The 18,381-nt window shown below is 74.3% G+C and carries 12 protein-coding genes and 1 pseudogene; 7 read left to right on the plus strand and 6 right to left on the minus strand.

The window, feature by feature from the left end:
* Positions 1-277: 277 nt before the first annotated feature.
* The 7 genes from AB5J87_RS25020 to AB5J87_RS25050 all read left to right on the plus strand — a co-directional run bounded on the left by AB5J87_RS25020 (position 278) and on the right by AB5J87_RS25050 (position 10,269).
* Positions 278-1,552 (plus strand): extracellular solute-binding protein, encoded by a 1,275-nt coding sequence (locus AB5J87_RS25020; protein ID WP_369379453.1) that lies wholly within the window; start codon positions 278-280, stop codon positions 1,550-1,552.
* A 33-nt stretch (positions 1,553-1,585) separates the two neighbouring features.
* A complete protein-coding gene (locus AB5J87_RS25025) occupies positions 1,586-2,593 on the plus strand; it encodes a carbohydrate ABC transporter permease (RefSeq protein ID WP_369379454.1) in 1,008 nt (335 codons plus the stop codon).
* A gap of 2 nt (positions 2,594-2,595) precedes the next feature.
* A complete protein-coding gene (locus AB5J87_RS25030) occupies positions 2,596-3,474 on the plus strand; it encodes a sugar ABC transporter permease (RefSeq protein WP_369379456.1) in 879 nt (292 codons plus the stop codon).
* Between the two features lie 266 nt (positions 3,475-3,740).
* Positions 3,741-5,378: an alpha-amylase family glycosyl hydrolase gene (locus AB5J87_RS25035; RefSeq protein ID WP_369379457.1), complete on the plus strand. Its 1,638-nt coding sequence runs from the start codon at positions 3,741-3,743 to the stop codon at positions 5,376-5,378.
* On the plus strand, positions 5,366-6,400 hold the full coding sequence (locus AB5J87_RS25040) for a LacI family DNA-binding transcriptional regulator (protein WP_369379458.1): 1,035 nt from the start codon (positions 5,366-5,368) through the stop codon (positions 6,398-6,400). Before AB5J87_RS25035 ends, AB5J87_RS25040 begins: the two co-directional genes overlap by 13 nt.
* Before the next feature lie 138 nt (positions 6,401-6,538).
* Positions 6,539-8,581 (plus strand): NB-ARC domain-containing protein, encoded by a 2,043-nt coding sequence (locus tag AB5J87_RS25045; protein WP_369379460.1) that lies wholly within the window; start codon positions 6,539-6,541, stop codon positions 8,579-8,581.
* Between the two features lie 101 nt (positions 8,582-8,682).
* On the plus strand, positions 8,683-10,269 hold the full coding sequence (locus AB5J87_RS25050) for a SpoIIE family protein phosphatase (protein ID WP_369379461.1): 1,587 nt from the start codon (positions 8,683-8,685) through the stop codon (positions 10,267-10,269).
* Here AB5J87_RS25050 and AB5J87_RS25055 read toward each other — a convergent pair.
* The 6 genes and pseudogenes from AB5J87_RS25055 to AB5J87_RS25080 all read right to left on the minus strand — a co-directional run.
* The gene (locus AB5J87_RS25055) at positions 10,253-10,822 is read right to left on the minus strand and encodes an N-acetyltransferase family protein (RefSeq protein ID WP_369379462.1); all 570 of its coding nucleotides are present in this window, start codon (positions 10,820-10,822) and stop codon (positions 10,253-10,255) included. The two genes, AB5J87_RS25050 and AB5J87_RS25055, sit on opposite strands and share 17 nt — an antisense overlap.
* 38 nt (positions 10,823-10,860) lie before the next feature.
* The gene (locus AB5J87_RS25060; protein WP_369379463.1) at positions 10,861-11,565 is read right to left on the minus strand and encodes a TetR/AcrR family transcriptional regulator; all 705 of its coding nucleotides are present in this window, start codon (positions 11,563-11,565) and stop codon (positions 10,861-10,863) included.
* A 13-nt stretch (positions 11,566-11,578) separates the two neighbouring features.
* Positions 11,579-12,652, minus strand: a complete 1,074-nt coding sequence (locus tag AB5J87_RS25065) for a 2Fe-2S iron-sulfur cluster-binding protein (RefSeq protein WP_369379465.1) — start codon at positions 12,650-12,652, stop codon at positions 11,579-11,581.
* A gap of 1 nt (position 12,653) precedes the next feature.
* Positions 12,654-13,541, minus strand: a complete 888-nt coding sequence (locus AB5J87_RS25070; protein WP_369379466.1) for a metal-dependent hydrolase — start codon at positions 13,539-13,541, stop codon at positions 12,654-12,656.
* A 76-nt stretch (positions 13,542-13,617) separates the two neighbouring features.
* Positions 13,618-15,534 carry a hypothetical protein gene (locus AB5J87_RS25075; RefSeq protein ID WP_369379467.1) on the minus strand — a complete coding sequence of 639 codons (1,917 nt, stop codon included), beginning with the start codon at positions 15,532-15,534 and terminating at the stop codon, positions 13,618-13,620.
* 237 nt (positions 15,535-15,771) lie between these two features.
* Positions 15,772-18,261 (minus strand): annotated as a pseudogene (locus tag AB5J87_RS25080) (alpha-N-acetylglucosaminidase TIM-barrel domain-containing protein); the annotation flags it as partial.
* Between the last annotated feature and the right edge of the window lie 120 nt (positions 18,262-18,381).

The following is an 18,381-nucleotide window of genomic DNA, read 5'->3' on the forward strand; positions in this document are numbered from 1 at the left end:
TGCGACTACGGGATCAACGCGGCTGCACCCCGAAGGTAACAGTCCTGCAAGTCCTTGCGGAAGTCTTGCAAAGCCGCTGCCCGGCGCTTCCTCTCCCCATGGCGCACGCGACGGGCTTCTGGCAAGGGGCTTCTTGGCAACCGTGTGGACACGTGGATGTAACGATCGACCGGCCTTGCAGAAATTCTTCGCAAGGTCTTTCGGTCTTCTTTCATCCTTGTTACGTTCCTGGCGATCCCGGCGCCGTGAGGGCGCGGCACCCGTTGAAGGAGTTCACATGCGACGTGGCATAGCGGCCACCGCGCTGGTCGCGACCCTGGCGCTCGCGGCGACGGCTTGTGGCGGCAGTGACAGCAGTGACAACGGTGACCAGAAGAGCTCGGGCGAGCTCTCCGGCACCGTGACCTGGTGGGACACCTCGAACGACACCGAGAAGGCCACGTTCCAGAAGATCGCCCAGGACTTCCACGCGCTGCACCCCAAGGTCACCGTCAAGTACGTCAACGTGCCGTACGGCGACGCGCAGAACAAGATCAAGAACGCGTTCAGCAGCGGCTCCGACGCGCCGGACGTCATCCGCTCCGACGTCGGCTGGGTCGCCGACTTCGCCTCGCTGGGCTACCTCGACAAGGTGCCGGACGCCAAGGCCGAGGAAGTGGACTCCGCCTTCCTCAAGCAGGCCGCCGCCAGCGGCCGGTACGACGGCCAGATGTACGCCGTCCCGCAGGTCATCGACACCCTCGGCCTCTTCTACAACAAGAAGATGCTCAAGGACGCGGGCGTCGAGCCGCCGAAGTCCCTGGACGAGCTGAAGACGGCCGCCGCCGCCGTCAAGTCCAAGACCGGCCGGACCGGCATGTACCTGCGCGGCGACGACTCCTTCTGGTTCCTGCCGTTCATCTACGGCGAGGGCGGCAACCTGGTGGACGCCAAGGACAAGAAGGTCACCGTGGACGGCCCGGCCGGGGTCAAGGCGTTCAAGGCCGCCCGCGACCTGGTCACCTCCGGCGCCGCGATCACCAACGCCACCGACGGGTGGAACAACATGGAGACCGCCTTCAAGTCGGGCAAGGTCGCCATGATGGTCAACGGCCCCTGGTCGGTGGCCGACGTGTACGCGGGCGACGCGTTCAAGGACAAGTCCAACCTCGGCGTCGCCGTGGTCCCGGCGGGCTCGGCCGGCCAGGGCGCCCCGCAGGGCGGCCACGACCTCGCCGTCTACGCGGGCTCCAAGAACCTCGCCGCCTCGCACGCCTTCGTCGACTACCTCACCTCGCAGAACGTCCAGGTGCAGACCACCAAGGCGCTCAGCCTGCTGCCGACCCGGACCGCCGCGTACGACCAGCCGGACGTGAAGTCCAACGAGATGGTCCAGTTCTTCAAGCCCGCCGTGGACAAGGCCGTCGAGCGCGCCTGGATCCCGGAGAACGGCGCCCTCTTCGAGCCGCTGAAGCTCCAGTTCACCAAGGCCGTCACCGGCGCCTCCTCGCCGGAGGACGCGGCCAAGGCGTCCGGCACCGCCTTCCGCAAGATCCTCAAGGGCTGGAAGTGACGGACCGGCAGCGGGAGACGGGTACTGACTGACATGACTGTCCACACCGGCCAGTCGACGGCGAAGGCCGCGGGCGAGGGCGCCCGCGGCCGGGTCCGTACGACCGGCGAGCGGCCCGGCCGACTGCGGCGGGCGCTCTCGACGCACTGGTACGCCTGGACGATGGTCGCCCCCGTGGTGATCGTCCTCGGCGTGATCATCGGATGGCCGCTGGGCCGCGGCGTCTATCTGTCGCTGACCGACGCCAACGAGCGCAATGTGGGCCGCACCATCGGCGCCAACCACATCGACGCGACGTACAAGTTCGTCGGCCTCAGAAACTACACGGACGCGCTCACCGACCCGGTGTTCACCCAGCGACTGGTGTGGACGGTGGTGTGGACGGTGTGCTGCGTCTCCGTCACGTTCCTGCTCGGCCTGGCCCTCGCCACCATCCTCAACCGCGAGTTCCGCGGGCGCGCGGCCTACCGGATGATGCTGATCCTGCCCTGGGCGGTGCCCGGCTTCGTCTCCGTCTTCGCCTGGCGCTTCCTCTTCAACCGGGACAACGGCCTGCTCAACAAGGTCCTGGACGGCGGCGGCATCTCGGCGGTGCCCTGGCTGGACGACCCGACCTGGGCCAAGGTCTCCGTCATCGCGGTCAACGTCTGGCTCGGCGTGCCCTTCATGATGGTGGCGCTCCTCGGCGGCCTCCAGTCGATCCCGGGCGAGCTGTACGAGGCGGCGGAGATGGACGGGGCGGGCCCCTGGCAGCGCTTCCGCCACATCACCGTGCCCGGCCTGCGCGCGGTCTCCTCGACCGTGATCCTGCTCTCCACCATCTGGACCTTCAACATGTTCCCGGTGATCTTCCTGCTGACGCGGGGCGGCCCGGGCGACTCCACCGAGATCCTGGTGACGCAGGCGTTCCGCCAGGCGTTCGTGGACAGCCCGCGGGACTTCGCCGGGTCGGCGACCTGGGGCGTGCTGATCCTGGCGGTACTGATGATCTTCGCGCTGGTGTACCGGCGTTCGCTGCGCAAGCAGGGAGAGGTGTGGTGACGATGGCGTCCGTACCCGAATCCGCCCCGGGCGCCGCGGCCCCCGGCGGCCGGCCCCGCGGCAAGCGCTCCCCGCTGGCCTCGCTGGGGCTGCACGCCACCCTGATCGGGGCGTCGGTGATCGCCGTCTTCCCGGTGCTGTGGGTGCTGCTGACCTCCCTCAAGCCCGCGAAGTACGCGGTCACCACCGACTTCTTCAAGGACACCACGCTCGACAACTACCGCTATCTGGTGGACAGGACGAGCTTCTTCACGTGGTTCGGGAACTCGGCGCTGATCGCCGGGGTGACCACCGTGCTGGGCGTGCTGATCGCGGCGACGACCGGGTACGCGGTGAGCCGCTTCAAGTTCCCCGGCATGCGGCCCCTGATGTGGACCCTGCTGATCACCCAGATGTTCCCCATGGCGATCCTGATCGTCCCGCTCTACAACCTCATGGGACAGCTGGGGCTGCTGAACCAGCCGGTCGGCCTGATCATCACGTACCTGACGATCGCGGTCCCGTTCTGCGCCTGGATGATGAAGGGCTTCTTCGACGGGATCCCGGTGGAGATCGACGAGTCGGGGCGGGTGGACGGGCTCAACCCGTTCGGCACGTTCTGGCGCCTGATCCTGCCGCTGGCCAAGCCGGGCCTGGCCGTGACCGCCTTCTACTCCTTCATCACGGCGTGGGGCGAGGTCGCGTACTCGTCGGCCTTCATGGTCGGCGACGAGAACATGACGCTGGCGGGCGGGCTCCAGACGTTCGTGACCCAGTACACGGCGAACTGGGGGCCGATGACGGCCGCGTCCGTGCTGATCGCCGTCCCGGCCGCGGTGTTCTTCCTCTTCGCGCAGAAGCACCTGGTCGCGGGGATGACGGCGGGGGCGACCAAGGGGTGACGTGTCCACCGCCCGGCCCTTGTCCGCGGCTGAGTGGTGGCTGGTCGCGCGGTTCCCCGTGCCCCTGAACCGCCTTCGTCCGCAGGCCGTGGCCGGTCGCTCGCGCGGTTCCCCGCGCCCGAGGGCCTGTGGCTGAGCCGAGCTCTCCGGCCACGACCTCCTGCCAAGGGCCGCGGGGAACTGCGCGACCAGCCACGACGCGCCCGCGGACGGCTTCGAACCCTGCCCGGCCGCGGGCCAATCCATCACACCGACCCAGGGAAGACATGACCCCGCACCTCACCGCCCCCGCCACCACCCGCACCGGCTGGTGGCAGGACGCCGTGATCTACCAGGTCTATCCGCGCAGCTTCGCCGACGCAGACGGCGACGGGATGGGGGACCTCGAAGGCGTACGGACCCGGCTCCCGCACCTGCGGGACCTCGGCGTCGACGCCGTCTGGCTCTCGCCGTTCTACGCCTCCCCGCAGGCCGACGCGGGCTACGACGTGGCCGACTACCGCGCCGTCGACCCGATGTTCGGCACCCTGCACGACGCCGACGCGCTGATCCGCGACGCGCACGGCCTCGGGCTGCGCATCATCGTCGACCTGGTGCCCAACCACTCCTCCGACCAGCACGAGTGGTTCAAGCGCGCCCTGCGCGAGGGACCGGGCTCGGCGCTGCGGGCCCGGTACCACTTCCGGGCGGGGCGCGGCGCCGACGGCGAACTGCCGCCCAACGACTGGGAGTCCATCTTCGGCGGGCCGGCGTGGACCCGCACCGAGGACGGCGAGTGGTACCTGCACCTGTTCGCGCCCGAGCAGCCCGACTTCAACTGGGAGCACCCGGCCGTCGCCGACGAGTTCCGCTCGATCCTGCGGTTCTGGCTGGACATGGGCGTGGACGGGTTCCGCGTGGACGTGGCGCACGGCCTGGTGAAGGCCGCCGGGCTGCCGGACATCGGCGGCGCGGACCAGCTCAAGCTGCTGGGCAACGACGTCATGCCGTTCTTCGACCAGGACGGCGTCCACGAGATCTACCGCTCCTGGCGCCGCATCCTGGACGAGTACCCGGGCGAGCGCATCGCCGTCGCCGAGGCGTGGACGCCGACGGTGGAGCGCACGGCCCACTACGTACGCCCCGACGAGCTGCACCAGGCGTTCAACTTCCAGTACCTGGGCGCCCCTTGGGACGCCGGGGCGCTGCGCGAGGTCATCGACGTCTCGCTGGCGGCGATGCGCCCGGTCGGCGCCCCGGCGACCTGGGTGCTCTCCAACCACGACGTGACCCGGCACACCACCCGCTTCGCCAACCCGCCCGGCCTGGGCACCCAGCTGCGCACCCCGGGCGACCGGGAGCTGGGGCTGCGCCGGGCCCGGGCGGCGACGCTGCTGATGCTGGCGCTGCCGGGGTCGGCGTATGTGTACCAGGGTGAGGAGCTGGGTCTGCCGGACGTCACCGATCTGCCGGACGAGGTGCGCCAGGACCCGTCGTTCTTCCGCGCGGAGGGCCAGGACGGCTTCCGGGACGGCTGCCGGGTGCCCATCCCGTGGACGGTGGACGGTTCCTCGTACGGGTTCGGCGACGGGGGCAGCTGGCTGCCGCAGCCCGAGGGGTGGGGCGCGCTGTCGGTGCAGGCGCAGACCGGCGACCCGCGCTCGACGCTGGAGCTCTACCGCGCGGCCCTCGCGGCCCGCCGCGCCCACCCGGGCCTCGGCGCGGGCGACGCGGTCGAGTGGCTGGCGGCGCCCGAGGGCGTGCTGGCCTTCGCCCGGCCGGGGTTCGTCTGCACGGTGAACCTGACCGGGGGGCCGGTGGCCCTGCCCGCGCCGGGCGAGGTGCTGCTGGCCAGCGGTGAAGTGGGGCCCGGCGGGCCGGAGTTCGAGCTTCCGGCGGACACCGCCGTGTGGTGGACGGTGTGACCGAGGCCGGTCCCCGCCTCGCCGACATCGCCTCCCAGGCGGCCGTCAGCGAGGCCACCGTCAGCCGGGTGCTCAACGGGCGCCCGGGCGTCGCGGACCCCACTCGCCAGCGGGTGCTCGCGGCGCTCGACGTACTGGGCTGGGAGCGGCCGGCCCGGCTGCGGCAGCGCAGCGCCGGGCTGATCGGGCTGGTCACGCCGGAGCTGACGAACCCGATCTTCCCGGCGTTCGCCCAGGCGGTGGAGCAGGTGCTGGCCGGGCACGGCTACACCCCGGTGCTCTGCACCCAGCTGCCCGGCGGGGCGACCGAGGACGAGCTGGTGGAGCAGCTGGAGGAGCGCGGGGTCAACGGCATCGTGTTCCTGTCGGGGCTGCACGCCGACACCGCCGCGGACCCCGCCCGCTATCTCGCGCTCGCCGAGCGCGGGGTGCCGTTCGTGCTGGTCAACGGCTACAACGAGCGGATCCGCGCCCCGTTCGTCTCACCCGACGACCGGGCGGCGATGGCGATGGCGGTGGGCCATCTCGCGGACCTCGGCCACACCCGGATCGGGCTGGCGGTCGGCCCGCCGCGCTATGTCCCCTCGCGCCGCAAGGCCGAGGGGTTCACGGCGGCGCTGGGCGAGCGGCTCGGACTGGGGCCCGAGGAGGCCGCCGCGCACATCGGGCACACCCTCTTCAGCGTGGAGGGCGGCCAGGTGGCGGCGGGCGCGCTGCTCGACCGGGGCTGCACGGCGGTGGTGTGCGCCAGCGACATGATGGCGCTGGGGGCGGTCCGCGCGGCCCGCGAGCGGGGTCTGGGCGTCCCGGGCGAGGTGTCGGTGGTGGGCTTCGACGACTCGCGGCTGATCGCGTTCACCGATCCGCCGCTCACCACGGTCCGCCAGCCGGTGCGGGCGATGGCGACGGCGGCGGTGGCGGCGCTCCTGGAGGAGATCCGGGGGCACCCGGTGCAGCACACGGAGTTCGTCTTCCGGCCCGAGCTCGTGGTGCGCGGCTCCACCGCTCGCGTACGGGACTGAACGGATCCGCTGTTTCGATGGCTCCCATATGAATGGAAAGAGCCATTCAGCGATCGCTCCCGGACTCTTTGCGACCGTTTCTGGTTGAACGACGGGATGGTGTCCGGACCGGGTCATTCCCTGGTCCAGACTGTGCGCGTGTTGGGGAATCTGCCAGCGGAGAGCACCAGCTTTGTCGGCCGGACGGTTGAACTGGCCACCATAGACGGGCTGTTGCGCGGCCACCGGCTCGTCACGATCACCGGGCCGGGCGGCGTCGGCAAGTCCCGCCTCGCCCTGCGGGCCGTCCGGGAGCGCGCCGCCCTCAGCCCCGACGGGGTGTGGTGGGTCGAGCTCTCCCCGCTGTACGACCCGGAGCTGCTCGCCGCCACCGTCGCCGACCACCTGGGGGTCACCGACCAGAGCACCCGCACCGCCGCCGAGGCGCTGTGCACCTGGGTCGCCGACAAACGGCTGCTGCTCGTCCTGGACACCTGCGAGCACATGGTCTCCGCCTGCGGACACCTGATCGGCGAGCTGCTGCAGACCTCGCCCGGGCTCACCGTCCTCGCCACCAGCAGGCAATCCCTGGGCAGACCGGAGGAACATGTCTTCTCGCTGGGCCCGCTGCCCCCCGAGGGCGCCGCGCTCACCCTCTTCAAACAGCGCGCCGCCGACGCCGTGCCGCACCTCTCGCCCAGATCCTTCGACACCCCGGCCCGCGCCGAGGCCGCCGCCGCCGTCTGCCGCCGCCTCGACGGCATCCCGCTGGCCATCGAACTCGCGGGCGCCCGGATGCGGTTGTGGACGGTGGAGCAGCTCGCCGAACGGCTGGACTCGCGGTTCGAGGTGCTCGCCGACACCCGCTCCACCCGGCTGCCCCGCCACCAGACCATGCGCACCACCATCGGCTGGAGCCACGAGCTGTGCGCCCCCATCGAACGGCTGCTGTGGGCCCGGCTCTCCGTGTTCACCGGCACCTTCGACCTGGCGTCCGCCCGCGAGGTGGCCACCGGGGGGCCGCTGCGCGCCGACGGCGTCGCCACCGCCCTCGCGGGCCTCGCCGCCAAGTCCGTCGTCCGGGCCACCGAGCACCGGGGCCGCTCCGGCTACCGGATGCTGGACACCATCCGCGAGTACGGCCGCCAGTGGCTCGCCGAACTCGGCGAGGAGGCGGCCGTGGCCGACCGGCACGCCGACCACTGCCGCCGGCTGGTCCACGAGGCCGAGGCCCAGTGGCTGGGCCCCGACCAGGTCGGATGGTACGAACGGCTCTCGGCGGAACACGCGGACCTGCGCACCGCGCTCGACCACCTGCTCGCCACCGACCTCGACGCCGCCCTCGACCTGGCCTCCTCGCTCTGGTTCTTCTGGTTCTGCTGCGGGCACCTGCGCGAGGGCCGGGGCTTTCTGGAACGCGCCCTGGACCTCGACCCCGAGCCCGGCCCGCGCCGCCACCGCGCCGAGTGGGCCCTCGGCATGACCGCCTTCCTCCAGGGCGACATGGAGACCGCGCTGCGGCTGGCCCGCCGGTGCGCCACCACCGCGAGCGACCCCGAGTCCCGGCTGCGGGCGGCCTATCTGCTGGGCGGCGCCATCCTGATGCCGGGCGACGCCGAGGGCGCCCTCGACGTGTGCACCCCGGCCCTGGACTCGGCCGAGGCCGAGTTCTCGCCCGGCCTCGTACTGTGCGCGCTGGCCCGCATCTACGCCCTCAACAACCTCGGCCGCTACCCCGAGGCCGCCGCCGAGGCCACCTGGCTGCGCGATCTGTGCGCCGCCCACGGCGAACGCTGGATGCGGGCCTACGCCGACTACATGCTCGCCGTCACCGCGCTGGCCCTCGGCCGCGCCACCGAGGCCGTCGAGCACACCCGCGCCATGCTCGCGGGCAAGCGGCTGCTGCACGACAGCTTCGGCATCGCGATCGGCCTCGACCTGCTGGCGTGCGCGCTGGCCGCCCGGGGCGAGGGCGAGCAGGGCGCGCTGGTGCTGGGCATCGGCCAGGAGTACTGGCGCACCGTCGGCAAGGCCCAGATGGGCGCGCCCCGGCTGACCGCCGTGCGCGAGGAGTGCGAGCGGCGGGCCCGGGCGGCGGTGGGCGACTCCGCGTACGACAGCGCGTACCGCCGGGGGATCCGGGCCGGGGTCGACCACGGGCTCAACTATGCCCTCAAGGGTGATTTCGCACAGGGAAGTTGACGTTCCGCCCCGGTGGGCGGGGCAGGCGATACGGTGTGGTGCATACCCGTCACCCAGGCCGCACGACACCCACGGGCCGTCGGCCCCACGGGGGATGCGCAGTGAACCCGATACACGACACCACCGTGCTGGTCGTCGACGACATCGACGCCAACCGCTACGCCATGGGCGCGGTCCTGCGCCGGGCCGGGCACACGGTGGTACCGCTCGCGACGGCCTCGGCGGCCCTGGTCGAACTCGACACCCGGGTCAGGAACGGCGCCCTGCCCGACGCGGCCCTCCTCGACGTCGGCCTGCCCGACATGGACGGCTTCGAGCTGTGCCGCCGGATCAAGGCGCACCCCGAGATCGCCACCATGCCCGTGGTGCACTTCTCGGCCGCCACCACCCTGCGCGACCGCACCCGGGGCCTGGACGCGGGCGCCGACGCCTATCTCGCCGTCCCCGTGGAGCCCGAGGAGATCCAGGCCGTGGTCCGCGCGGCCCTGCGCGGCGCCCGCTTCCGCCACGACGCCGACGCCCGCGCGGGCCGCCTCGCCCGGCTCGCCACCGCCACCGCCGAGCTGTACGCGGCGGGCTGCCCGCAGGAGCTCGCCGACACGGCGTCGGCCGCCGCCTCCGCGCTGGTCCGCTGCCGGTGCGCCGCCTTCGTCTCCGGCACCGACGGCACGCTGTACGCGGGCGGTCCGCCGCGCGGCGGACCGGAAGCCACCGCCGGCGCCGTCGCCCTGCTGCTCCAGCGGGCCATGGCGGGCTGCACCGGGGTGCGGTCACGGATCGCGCCCGCCCCGCTGTGGCCCTCCGGGGTGCTGCCGACCGGCGAGGACCACGGCGACGCCCGGCTGATACTGGCCAGGGCCCGCGCCGACCAGCCGCCCGTCTGTCTGGCCGCCCCGGCCCACGCGACCACGGGCCGGGACACCCGGGCGCTGCTCGGCCATCTCGCCGAGGCCACCGCACGGGCCGCCGAGTCGCTGCGCGCCGCCGCCGAGGAGCGGCACGTCGCGCTCACCCTCCAGCGCAGCTTCCTGCCCCAGCACCAGCCCACGCTGCCCGGCGCGGACGTCGCCGTGCGCTATGTGCCCGCCTCCACCCGCGCCGAGATCGGCGGCGACTTCTACACCGCGCTGCCCACCCCCGACGGCCTGCTGGTCGGCGTCGGGGACGTGGTCGGCCACTCGCTGGACGCGGCCACCGTCATGGTGGAACTGCGCCACGCGTTACGGGCGTACGCGACCGACGAGCGCGACCCGGCCGTCCTGGTCCGCCGCCTCGACCGGATGCTCCAGCTCTACCACCCCGAGGCCACCGCCACCGTCTGCCTGGCGCTGATCGACCCGCTGACGGGCCGCGCCCGGATCGCCAACGCGGGCCACATCCCGCCCCTGGTGATCCGCCACGGCGCCACCGCCTATCTGGACGTGCAGGGCCCGCTGCTCGGCCTCGGCCTGGCCCGCCCCCCGGCCGACCTCCACCAACTCGGCCCCGACGACGTGCTGCTGCTGGTCACGGACGGCCTGATCGAGACGCGCGGCACCGACCTCGCGGTCTCCATGGAGCGCCTGCGCCGCATCGCGGCCCTCGCCACCGGCGGCACCGGCGCCCTGTGCGACACCCTGCTGGACGCGTTCGGCAGCCGCGAGGACGACGTGGCGCTGCTGGCCCTGCGGCTCACCGGCCTTGGCTGACCGGCCCCGCAGCCGACCCCGGCCGCTCCCGGCCGAGCCGCTTCTCCATCAGCACCACCGCGTAGGCGCTGCCGCTCCCGCCCGCCTTGAACGGCTGCTCGCCCGCGACCGCGTACCCGGCCCGCTCGTAGAAGGCCCGCAGCCCCGGGCTGGACGCCTTGAAGTCCAGCCGGGCCAGCGCCCGTCCGGCGTCCGCGATCCGCCGCTCGGCGTGCGCGAGCAGGGCCCGGCCGGTGCCCGCCGGCGCCAGTGCGCGGTCGGTCATCAGCCGGTGCACATAGCCCGCCTCCGGGGGCCGTACGCCCCAGGCGGGCTCGTCCCGCCACCACAGCTCGTACGCCCCGGCCACCGCGCCCCCTGCGGTCAGGGCCAGCCACACCTCGCCGTCGGCGATCCGGGCCCGGAAGTGGGCGGCGTCCTTGTCGCCGGGCCGCCACTGGTCGATGCCGGTGTCCAGCATCCAGCGGGCGGCGCCGTCGTAGAGGCCGACGAGCACGGCGACGTCGGACTCGGTGGCGCGGCGGAAGGAGAGCGGGGCGGTCGGGGTCGTCATGGTGATCACGGTACGGGTGCCGCCGGGCGGCGGCGCGGTCAGGCGGGCGGCGCGAGCGCCAGCAGCCGGGCCACCAGGTCTCCGAACGGCCCGTCGGCCGGCTCGTCCGCGAGCATCCGCAGCACCAGCTCCGCCATCTGCGGGTCGTAGGCCGCGCTCACCGCCGTCAGCGCGGCGAAGTCGTGCACCAGCTGCAACTCCAGCTCGCCGCGCGGGATCCGCCGCCCGTCCAGCCAGATCAGCGCGGTCGACTCGGCCAGCGAGACCCAGGACCGCACCACCAACTCCAGCCGGGCGGGCGGGTCCTGGACGCCGAGGTGGGCCAGGATCTGGAGGTAGGCCGCGTGCCGCACCTCGTCGATCATCGCGTTGGCGGTGGTCGAGCCGCCCGCCGAGGCGGCGGGCCCGCCCCGCATCAGCGCCGCGAACCCGGGGCCGTGCCCCTCCACGAAGTCGAAGAAGCGGCCCATCACCCGCAGCAGCCGGGCCCCCAGCGGCCCTTCGTGCGGCTCCACGAACCGGCCCGCCAGCTCGTCGGCGGCCCGCCGCAGCGCCGCCTCGTACAGGCTCTGCTTGCCGGGGAAGTAGTGGTAGACGAGCGGCCGCGATATCCCGGCCGCCGCCGCTATCTCGTCGATCGAGACGTCGTCGGGGGAGCGGTGGCTGAACAGCTCCAGCGCAACCCGGATCAGCTGCTGCCTGCGCTCCTCGACGCCCATCCTGCGCCTTACCCCGGTCGTCATGCGAACAGAGTACCTACAGGTCGAGCACGAGTTTCGGTCCCTGGCAGCGGGATACGCAGATCAGCATCGAGTCCGTCCGCTCCGCGTCGGTGAGGAGCTCGTCCTGGTGGTCGATCTCCCCTTCCAGGACCTGCTGTTGGCAGGTTCCGCAGAAGCCCTGCTCGCACGAGTACGGCAGGTCGGGCAGTTCGTCGCGGACGGTCGCCAGCACCGAACGGCCCGCCGGGACCGTGAGGGTGCGGCCGGTGCGCCGCAGTTCGACCTCGAAGGTGCCCAGCTGCGCGGTGCTCGCGCCCGGCGTGAACCGCTCCAGGTGCAGGGTCCGCCCCTCGGGCAGCGCCGCGCCCACCGCGTCCATCAGCGGCTCGGGCCCGCAGCAGTACACCGCCGCGCCCTCGTCCGTACCGGCGAGGAACGCGGCCGGGTCGGGCCGTCCCGACTCGTCCTCGGCGACCACGGTGACCCGGTCGCCGTCGGCGCCCAGCTTCTCGATCTCGTCCAGGAACGGCATGGTGGCGCGCGAACGCCCGCCGTACAGCAGCCGCCACTCGCCGCCCGCCGCCGCCACCGCGCGCACCATCGGCAGGACCGGGGTGATGCCGATGCCGCCCGCCACGAACGCGTAACTGGGCGCGTCGGCCAGCGGGAAGCGGTTGCGCGGCCCGCGCACCAGCAGCTCGGCGCCCTCGCGCAGCGCCGCGTGCACCTCGCGCGAGCCGCCCCGGCCGTCCTCGATCAGCCGGGTGGCGACCGTGTACGCGCCGCGCTCGGCGGGGTCGCCGCAGAGCGAGTACTGGCGGACCAGACCGGACGGCAGCACCAGGTCCAGATGGGCGCCGGGCCGCCACTCGGGCAGCGGCCCGCCCGCCGGGGATTCGAGGCGCAGCAGGGCCACGCCCTCGGCGGGCGCGGTGCGTTCGGCGACGGTCAGCCGCATCGAGGGCACCCGCCGCGCGCCCTGCCCCGAGACGGGGGTCTCCAGCGCGGGCAGCGGCCACAGCGGGGAGGCGGCGATCCGGCGGCGCACCGCCCGCCGCACCAGCAGGGCCGCCCCCGCGGCCAGCACCACGGAACCGGTACGGGGCATGTCAGCGACCCCCGCCCGCGCCGGGCGAACTCGCCAGGTACGCCACCGCCTGCGCGGTCGAACCCTCCTGGGAGGGGTGGTACGAACGGCTCAGATAGCGCGGGATGGACTTCAGCATCGCGGAGGGCGCGGGCAGGGTGCCCTGGCGTCCGGCGCGCAGGAAGTCGCGGAAGGTCGCCCTGCCGTCGAGGAGCGTCGGGTCGTTCTCCATGAAGAACCGGGCGCCGCGCTGCCACAGGAAGACGAGTGCGGTGAACGCGGTCGCCCAGGTGCGTGCCCGGCGCCGGTAGCCGCCGTCCACGTGCAGGAAGAGGTCGAAGGCGACCGAGCGGTGCTCGACCTCCTCGGCGCCGTGCCAGCGCAGCAGGTCCAGCATCACCGCGTCCGCGCCCCGCTTGTCCAGCGCGTCGGCGTTGAGGATCCAGTCGCCCAGGAACGCCGTGTAGTGCTCGATCGCGGCGATCGTGGCGACCCGTTCCATCAGCCACCACTCGCGCGCCCGCCCCGGCGGCAGGGTCCGGTCGCCCAGCAGCTTCTCGAAGAGCCAGTCGACCTGCGCGGTGTACGGGGTGGGGTCCAGGCCGAGCGCCTTGAGGTGGGGGAGCACGTCGTCGTGGGCGGCCGAGTGGGTGGCCTCCTGGCCGATGAACCCGATCACGTCCTCGCGCAGCCGGTCGTCCCGGATGTACGGCAGCACCTGCTTGTAGACGTGGACGAACCAGCGCTCGCCCGCCGGGAGCAGCAGGTGCAGCACATTGATCGTGTGGCCGGTGAAGGGGTCCCCGGGGACCCAGTGCAGGGGGGTCTTCTCCCACTCGAACGAGACGTTCCGGGCCTTGAGCTCTATGTGCTCCGAGACCACCGGAGCGGGCTGCGGCGTATTAGACATGGCGTCAATGTACTGACGGGTAGAGGTCTGGCAACAGGGTTGTGCGCGGAGTTGTTCGTACGGAACGGCCGCGCGGTCAGCGCAGGGCGCCCACCTCGGTGCCGTCCGCCAGTCGGCCGGTCAGCTGCGCACGGGCGCCCTCCTGGGTGCGCACCGCGAGCAGCTGGCCGCGCTCGGACGCCTCCACCCCGCCGGACACCGCCACCCGCGCCAGGTCCTCGCTGCCCGCCGCCAGCACGTACCAGTGCCCGCCGCGCGACTTCCAGAGCACCCCGGCGAGCACCCTCGGCTCGTGCGTCCCGCACGCCGGGGAACCGTCGGCGCGCGCCGCCACCGCCCCCGCCGGGGCCGGGCGCGGCGCCGGGGCCTGGAACTGGGCCAGCACCCGGCTGTCCGTGCCGGACCAGGTGTCGGCCCGGGTGCACAGCCAGGCCGCCGTGCCGTTCGCCTCGGGCAGCGGCTGGCGGGCGAACTCCCAGGAGTTGACGGTGCGCACGCCGTGCGAGCGGACCGTCGGGAGCAGGCAGGCCGTCCGCGCCCAGGCGTCGCGGGCCGCCGGGGCCGTGACGTCCCGGGCCGCGCCCGGCGCCCCCCAGGTCAGCCGGGCGGGGGCGAGCTCGCCGAGGTCGGTGAGCAGCCGGGCGCCCGAGTCGTCGCGCAGCTGGAGCACGTCCCAGGAGGTGCAGTCGCGGGCCTGCGCGGGCGACACCAGCGGGGCGGTCACCCCGTCCCCGTCGCGCTTGAGGGGGCGGGGCGCGGCGGCCGGGGCGAGGAGGTCCCGCACGGACGCCTCCCGCACCCAGGGGGCGGTCAGATAGCGGACGTTGCCGTCGATCCGGCCGACCACCAGCGCCTCGGCGGACGCCTGGTCCGCGCCGTCCACGCGCGCGAAGTCGAGGGCCGCGCCCGAGGTGGAGTCCACCGGCTCCGCGTACCTCGTGATCCGCAGGCCGTCGTGGAACAGCACCACCCTGACCCGGTCGACCCGCCCCGCGAAGAGGAGCTGGGGCGCGCCCATCGGCGGCCCCGACGGCGTCCCGGGCGTCGCGGAGACCTGCACGGAACGGCCGGGCCGGGCCCAGACGGCCAGCGCGCGCCGCAGCAGGCCGCTGTCGTCGGCGAGGGCGCCCCGGACCGGCCAGACCGAGAAGTCCGTACGGTCCGACGTCCGCCAGACGGCCGGTCCCACCCGCAGCACATGGGCGGGGTCGAGGGCGGCCTCGGCGGCGGGGTTGCGCGCGTACGCGGGAGCTGCGGGGCCGTCCGGGCCCCAGCCGTCCCCGGGCAGCCCGAGCAGCGTGCCGCAGACCACGACGGCGGCGGTGGCCACCAGCGCGGCCTTCATGTGCTGCCGTCGGCGCATGAGGTCGGTGGGCCGGGCCTGGAGCGAGCAGGGGTCGAACTCGGCGGAGTCGAGCAGCGCGGCCGACTCCGCCGGCTCCCCGGCCTCCTCGACGGCCGCGTCCGGGTCCTCGACCCCGACCGCCGCCAGCTCGCGCCGCAGCTCGGTGTCGGAGAGCCGGTCCAGGCCGCGCAGCACGAACGCGGCGCGGCCGGGCCCGCTGAGCGCGGAGAGCCGCTGGTCCAGGGCGAGTTCATCGGCGCCGCCCGAGCGCGGGAACAGCCGAAGGCCCCACACCTGCGGCAGCAGCGGCGGGAACTGGGCCCGCTTGGGCAGCGCCCGGCGCCGCAGCGGCAGCCCGGCCTCCAGCGCCTGGCGCACCACCTGCCGCCGGACGAATCCGTACCCCGGGTCCGCCCGCCGGGGCGCCGGGATGTCGACGCCCCCGTCGCCCCGGCCCCGCGGCAGCGACCGCTGCACCAGCGCGTGCGCGGTCAGCACCCGGCGGTTGCGCCCGAGGGAGGGCGGCAGCACGAGGTAGGCGAGCCGGGTCAGCCGTGGATAGTGCTCGACGAGAGCGGCTTCGGCCTGCTCGATGCCGACGGGTGCGGGACGGTTGAGGATGTCCTGGGGCGGGGCCACGTTCAGCAAAACGAGCGAATGGTGCGATGGTCACTCGTGCGGCCCGGCCACGCCCGCGCCGCGAACGCTCCGGGCCGAGATCATCTCGGGACCGGCTCCGGCATCGGCGGGGCCCGCCCCGGCGCGCGCGGGGACACGTCTCGACCGGACTCGCCTCGGCACCGCCTTCGGGGCCCCGCCCGCCCGGCGGACGCGTCAGGTGCCTGCTCCGCCCCCCGGTGCCGCCCGCACCTCGCCCCGCCGCACCACCGTCACCGGGTCCTCGCCGTCCGGGCCGTACGCGGCGCGCACCTCGTACGGCACCGCCCGCGGGGGTCCCGCGGGCGCGGTGATCCGCCAGCGCGCCGCGCCCTCGCCGCCCGCCGGGATCCGTGGCAGCCACGCGGTGCCCGGCGGCGCCGCGTCCGGGCCGGACAGCGCGAAGCCGACGCGTCCGGTGGCCCGCAGCCCGTTGAGGTTGCGCAGCGTCGCGGTGAGGGTGCCGGTGGCGCCGGGGGCGAGGCGCGGCGGGTCGGCGGTGACCGTGAGCGCGCCCTGGTAGGGCGCGGCGGCCAGGACGTCGTGGACGCGGCGCGCCGTGCGGTACGGGTCGCCGGTCGGCGCCACCGGATACCTCCCGCGCCGCCGTGTCCACGCCTCCTCGCCCTCGTACCAGTCGAACGCGCGCGGCTCCGCGCCGTGTGCCAGCGCGTCCGCCCGGTCGTCCAAGTACGCCCGCCACTGCGGCAGATGGACGTCCATCAGCAGTCCCTGCCAGTCGCGGTCCGCGTAGTTGCTGAGGTGGACCGCCGCCGGGCGGCCCGCCCAGGTGGTGATCAGGGCGCGGGCCGTCCGTTCGAGGCGGGCCGCCTCCGCCGGGTCCGTCGCGAACCGGTGGGCGTCGGCCAGCCAGGGGCCGAGCAGGAACGCCCGGTGGCACCCCGACATCCGGTCGGCCAGCCGCATCAGCCTGAGCCACAGCCTGCTCAGGGCGCGGAAGGCGGACGGGTCCCGGTCCTCGTGGGCGCGGCGCAGCTGCGGCAGCAGCGTGCGGGAGCGGTTGGCCAGCGCCTGGCGGGCCACGTCGGTGAGGTCGTACGCGTAGGCGTCCGAGCCGCGCAGCCCCGGCGCCACGGCGAGCAGCTCCACCAGCGCCCGGTCGAACCGGGCCGGGTCGAAGGCGGTGCCGGACCAGGCGGTGAGCGAGGGGCGCCGGGTGAACAGCGAGTCCACCGGCCGCCCGTCGGCCGTGCCGAGCCGGTACGCGGTGGCGGCCAGCGCCGCGTACGCCTCGCGCGCGTGGCCGTCGGCGCCGCCGAGGCGCAGGTCCGCGTAGGAGCGGAACCAGCCCTCGCGGTCGACCGGTTCGGCGCGCCAGGCCAGCTCGCTGAAGAGCTCGAACGCGGCCGGATCGCGCTCGGCGGACTCCGGCATGTAGGCGGTCCCGGCCAGGGTGCTGCCGGGCCGGTCCCGCCACCGGACGAACTTCTCGCTCCAGCGGTGGGTGCACGCGCCCAGGGTGGTGCGACCGCCGAAGTTGGGGATGGAGCCGAAGGCGTAGGGCGCGCCGCCCCAGTCCCGCTCGCGGTCGGTGACCGAGGCCAGGTCGGAGAGCCCGTCGACGACCAGGACCCGGGAGGTGTCGACCGCCGCCAGGACCTCCAGGGGCGGATTGGCCCGCCAGCCCAGCATCACCCACACCGCGCCCGGCCGCGCGGTCCGCAGGGCCTTCTCGACGGCCCGGGCGGCGTCGGCGACCGGCACGTCCCCGGCGGTGCCGCCCTCGTGCAGCAGGTCCATCTTGAAGTGGCGCGCGTCGCCCAGGAGTTGGCCCTGGTGGCGGTAGAAGGCGGCGGCCACCTCGGGGAAGAGCGCCGAGCGCGGGTCCAGCCAGTCGGGGCGCCGCAGCCCGTTCCACTCGCCCTGCGGGATCACCCGGGCGCCCCGGTTGCGGTCCGCGAAGCCGTCCGGGACGGTCCCGAACCAGCCCGGCAGCACCGGCCGCATCCCCAGCTCCCGCAGCCGGGCGGTGATCCGCGCGCCCAGCTCCGCGCGCCGCGCGATCAGCGCGGGCGAGAGCGGCCCGCCGTAGCCGCTCATGTTCTGGAGCAGCCACCACGGCTGGTGCGAGGGCGCGGGCAGCCAGCCGCGCGCCTCCGCGTCCGAGTAGCCGAACTCCCGCAACACCCGCTCGTACACGGCTTCCTGACCGACCGTCACCAGTACTTCGTTGCAGCCGTGCAGCGCCAGGACGTCGATCAGCCGCTCCCAGCGCGGCCAGTCGGCGTACGGGCCGGTGTAGCCGTCGTGGGTGTCGTTGAGCGCGAACCGGTGCGGGACGGTGGCGGTGCGCTCCACCGGCCGGGCGGGCGCGGGCAGGGTGCCGGGCAGTTCGGTCCGCCCGGCCGCCCAGGTCAGATGGGCCGTGCGGGTCTCCTTGAGGTACCAGTGCAGACCGGTGAGCGCGGTGGCCGGGCCGGTCGCCGCGATCTCCAGCCGCCCGGCGGAACCGGTGACCCGGAACCGGTCCGGGCCGCCGCCCGCCAGCGCGACCAGCCGGATCCGGTCGGCGTGGCCGGGCACCAGCCGCTCCAGGGCCGCGCGGGCGGGCCCGGCGTCCAGGTCGGGCGAGGGGGAGGCCGGGGGCGGGGGAGGGGCCGGTGCCGCGCCGGCCGGGGCGGGGGTCGCGAGGAGCCCGGTCCCGGCGCCGAACGCCCCCGCCGCGCCCAGCACCGTACGTCTCGACAGCTCGGTCATTCGGCGCGGCGCTCCTCGTGTCGCGGGGGTGGCGGCAGATGCGTGCGGAGCGCATGGGAGGCGTGCGGCGGATGGCTGGCGAAGGGGCCACTGAAATGGCCAAATGCCCACGGGAAAGGG

The sequence above is a fragment of the Streptomyces sp. cg36 genome, from assembly GCF_041080675.1.
Taxonomy (GTDB): domain Bacteria; phylum Actinomycetota; class Actinomycetes; order Streptomycetales; family Streptomycetaceae; genus Streptomyces.

Coding starts and splice junctions, on each gene's coding strand:
- AB5J87_RS25020 (WP_369379453.1), top strand. CDS start 278: ATGCGACGTGGCATAGCGGCCACCGCGCTGGTCGCGACCCTGGCGCTC.
- AB5J87_RS25030 (WP_369379456.1), top strand. CDS start 2,596: ATGGCGTCCGTACCCGAATCCGCCCCGGGCGCCGCGGCCCCCGGCGGC.
- AB5J87_RS25055 (WP_369379462.1), bottom strand. CDS start 10,822: ATGACGACCCCGACCGCCCCGCTCTCCTTCCGCCGCGCCACCGAGTCC.
- AB5J87_RS25025 (WP_369379454.1), top strand. CDS start 1,586: ATGACTGTCCACACCGGCCAGTCGACGGCGAAGGCCGCGGGCGAGGGC.
- AB5J87_RS25065 (WP_369379465.1), bottom strand. CDS start 12,652: ATGCCCCGTACCGGTTCCGTGGTGCTGGCCGCGGGGGCGGCCCTGCTG.
- AB5J87_RS25070 (WP_369379466.1), bottom strand. CDS start 13,541: ATGTCTAATACGCCGCAGCCCGCTCCGGTGGTCTCGGAGCACATAGAG.
- AB5J87_RS25035 (WP_369379457.1), top strand. CDS start 3,741: ATGACCCCGCACCTCACCGCCCCCGCCACCACCCGCACCGGCTGGTGG.
- AB5J87_RS25060 (WP_369379463.1), bottom strand. CDS start 11,565: ATGACGACCGGGGTAAGGCGCAGGATGGGCGTCGAGGAGCGCAGGCAG.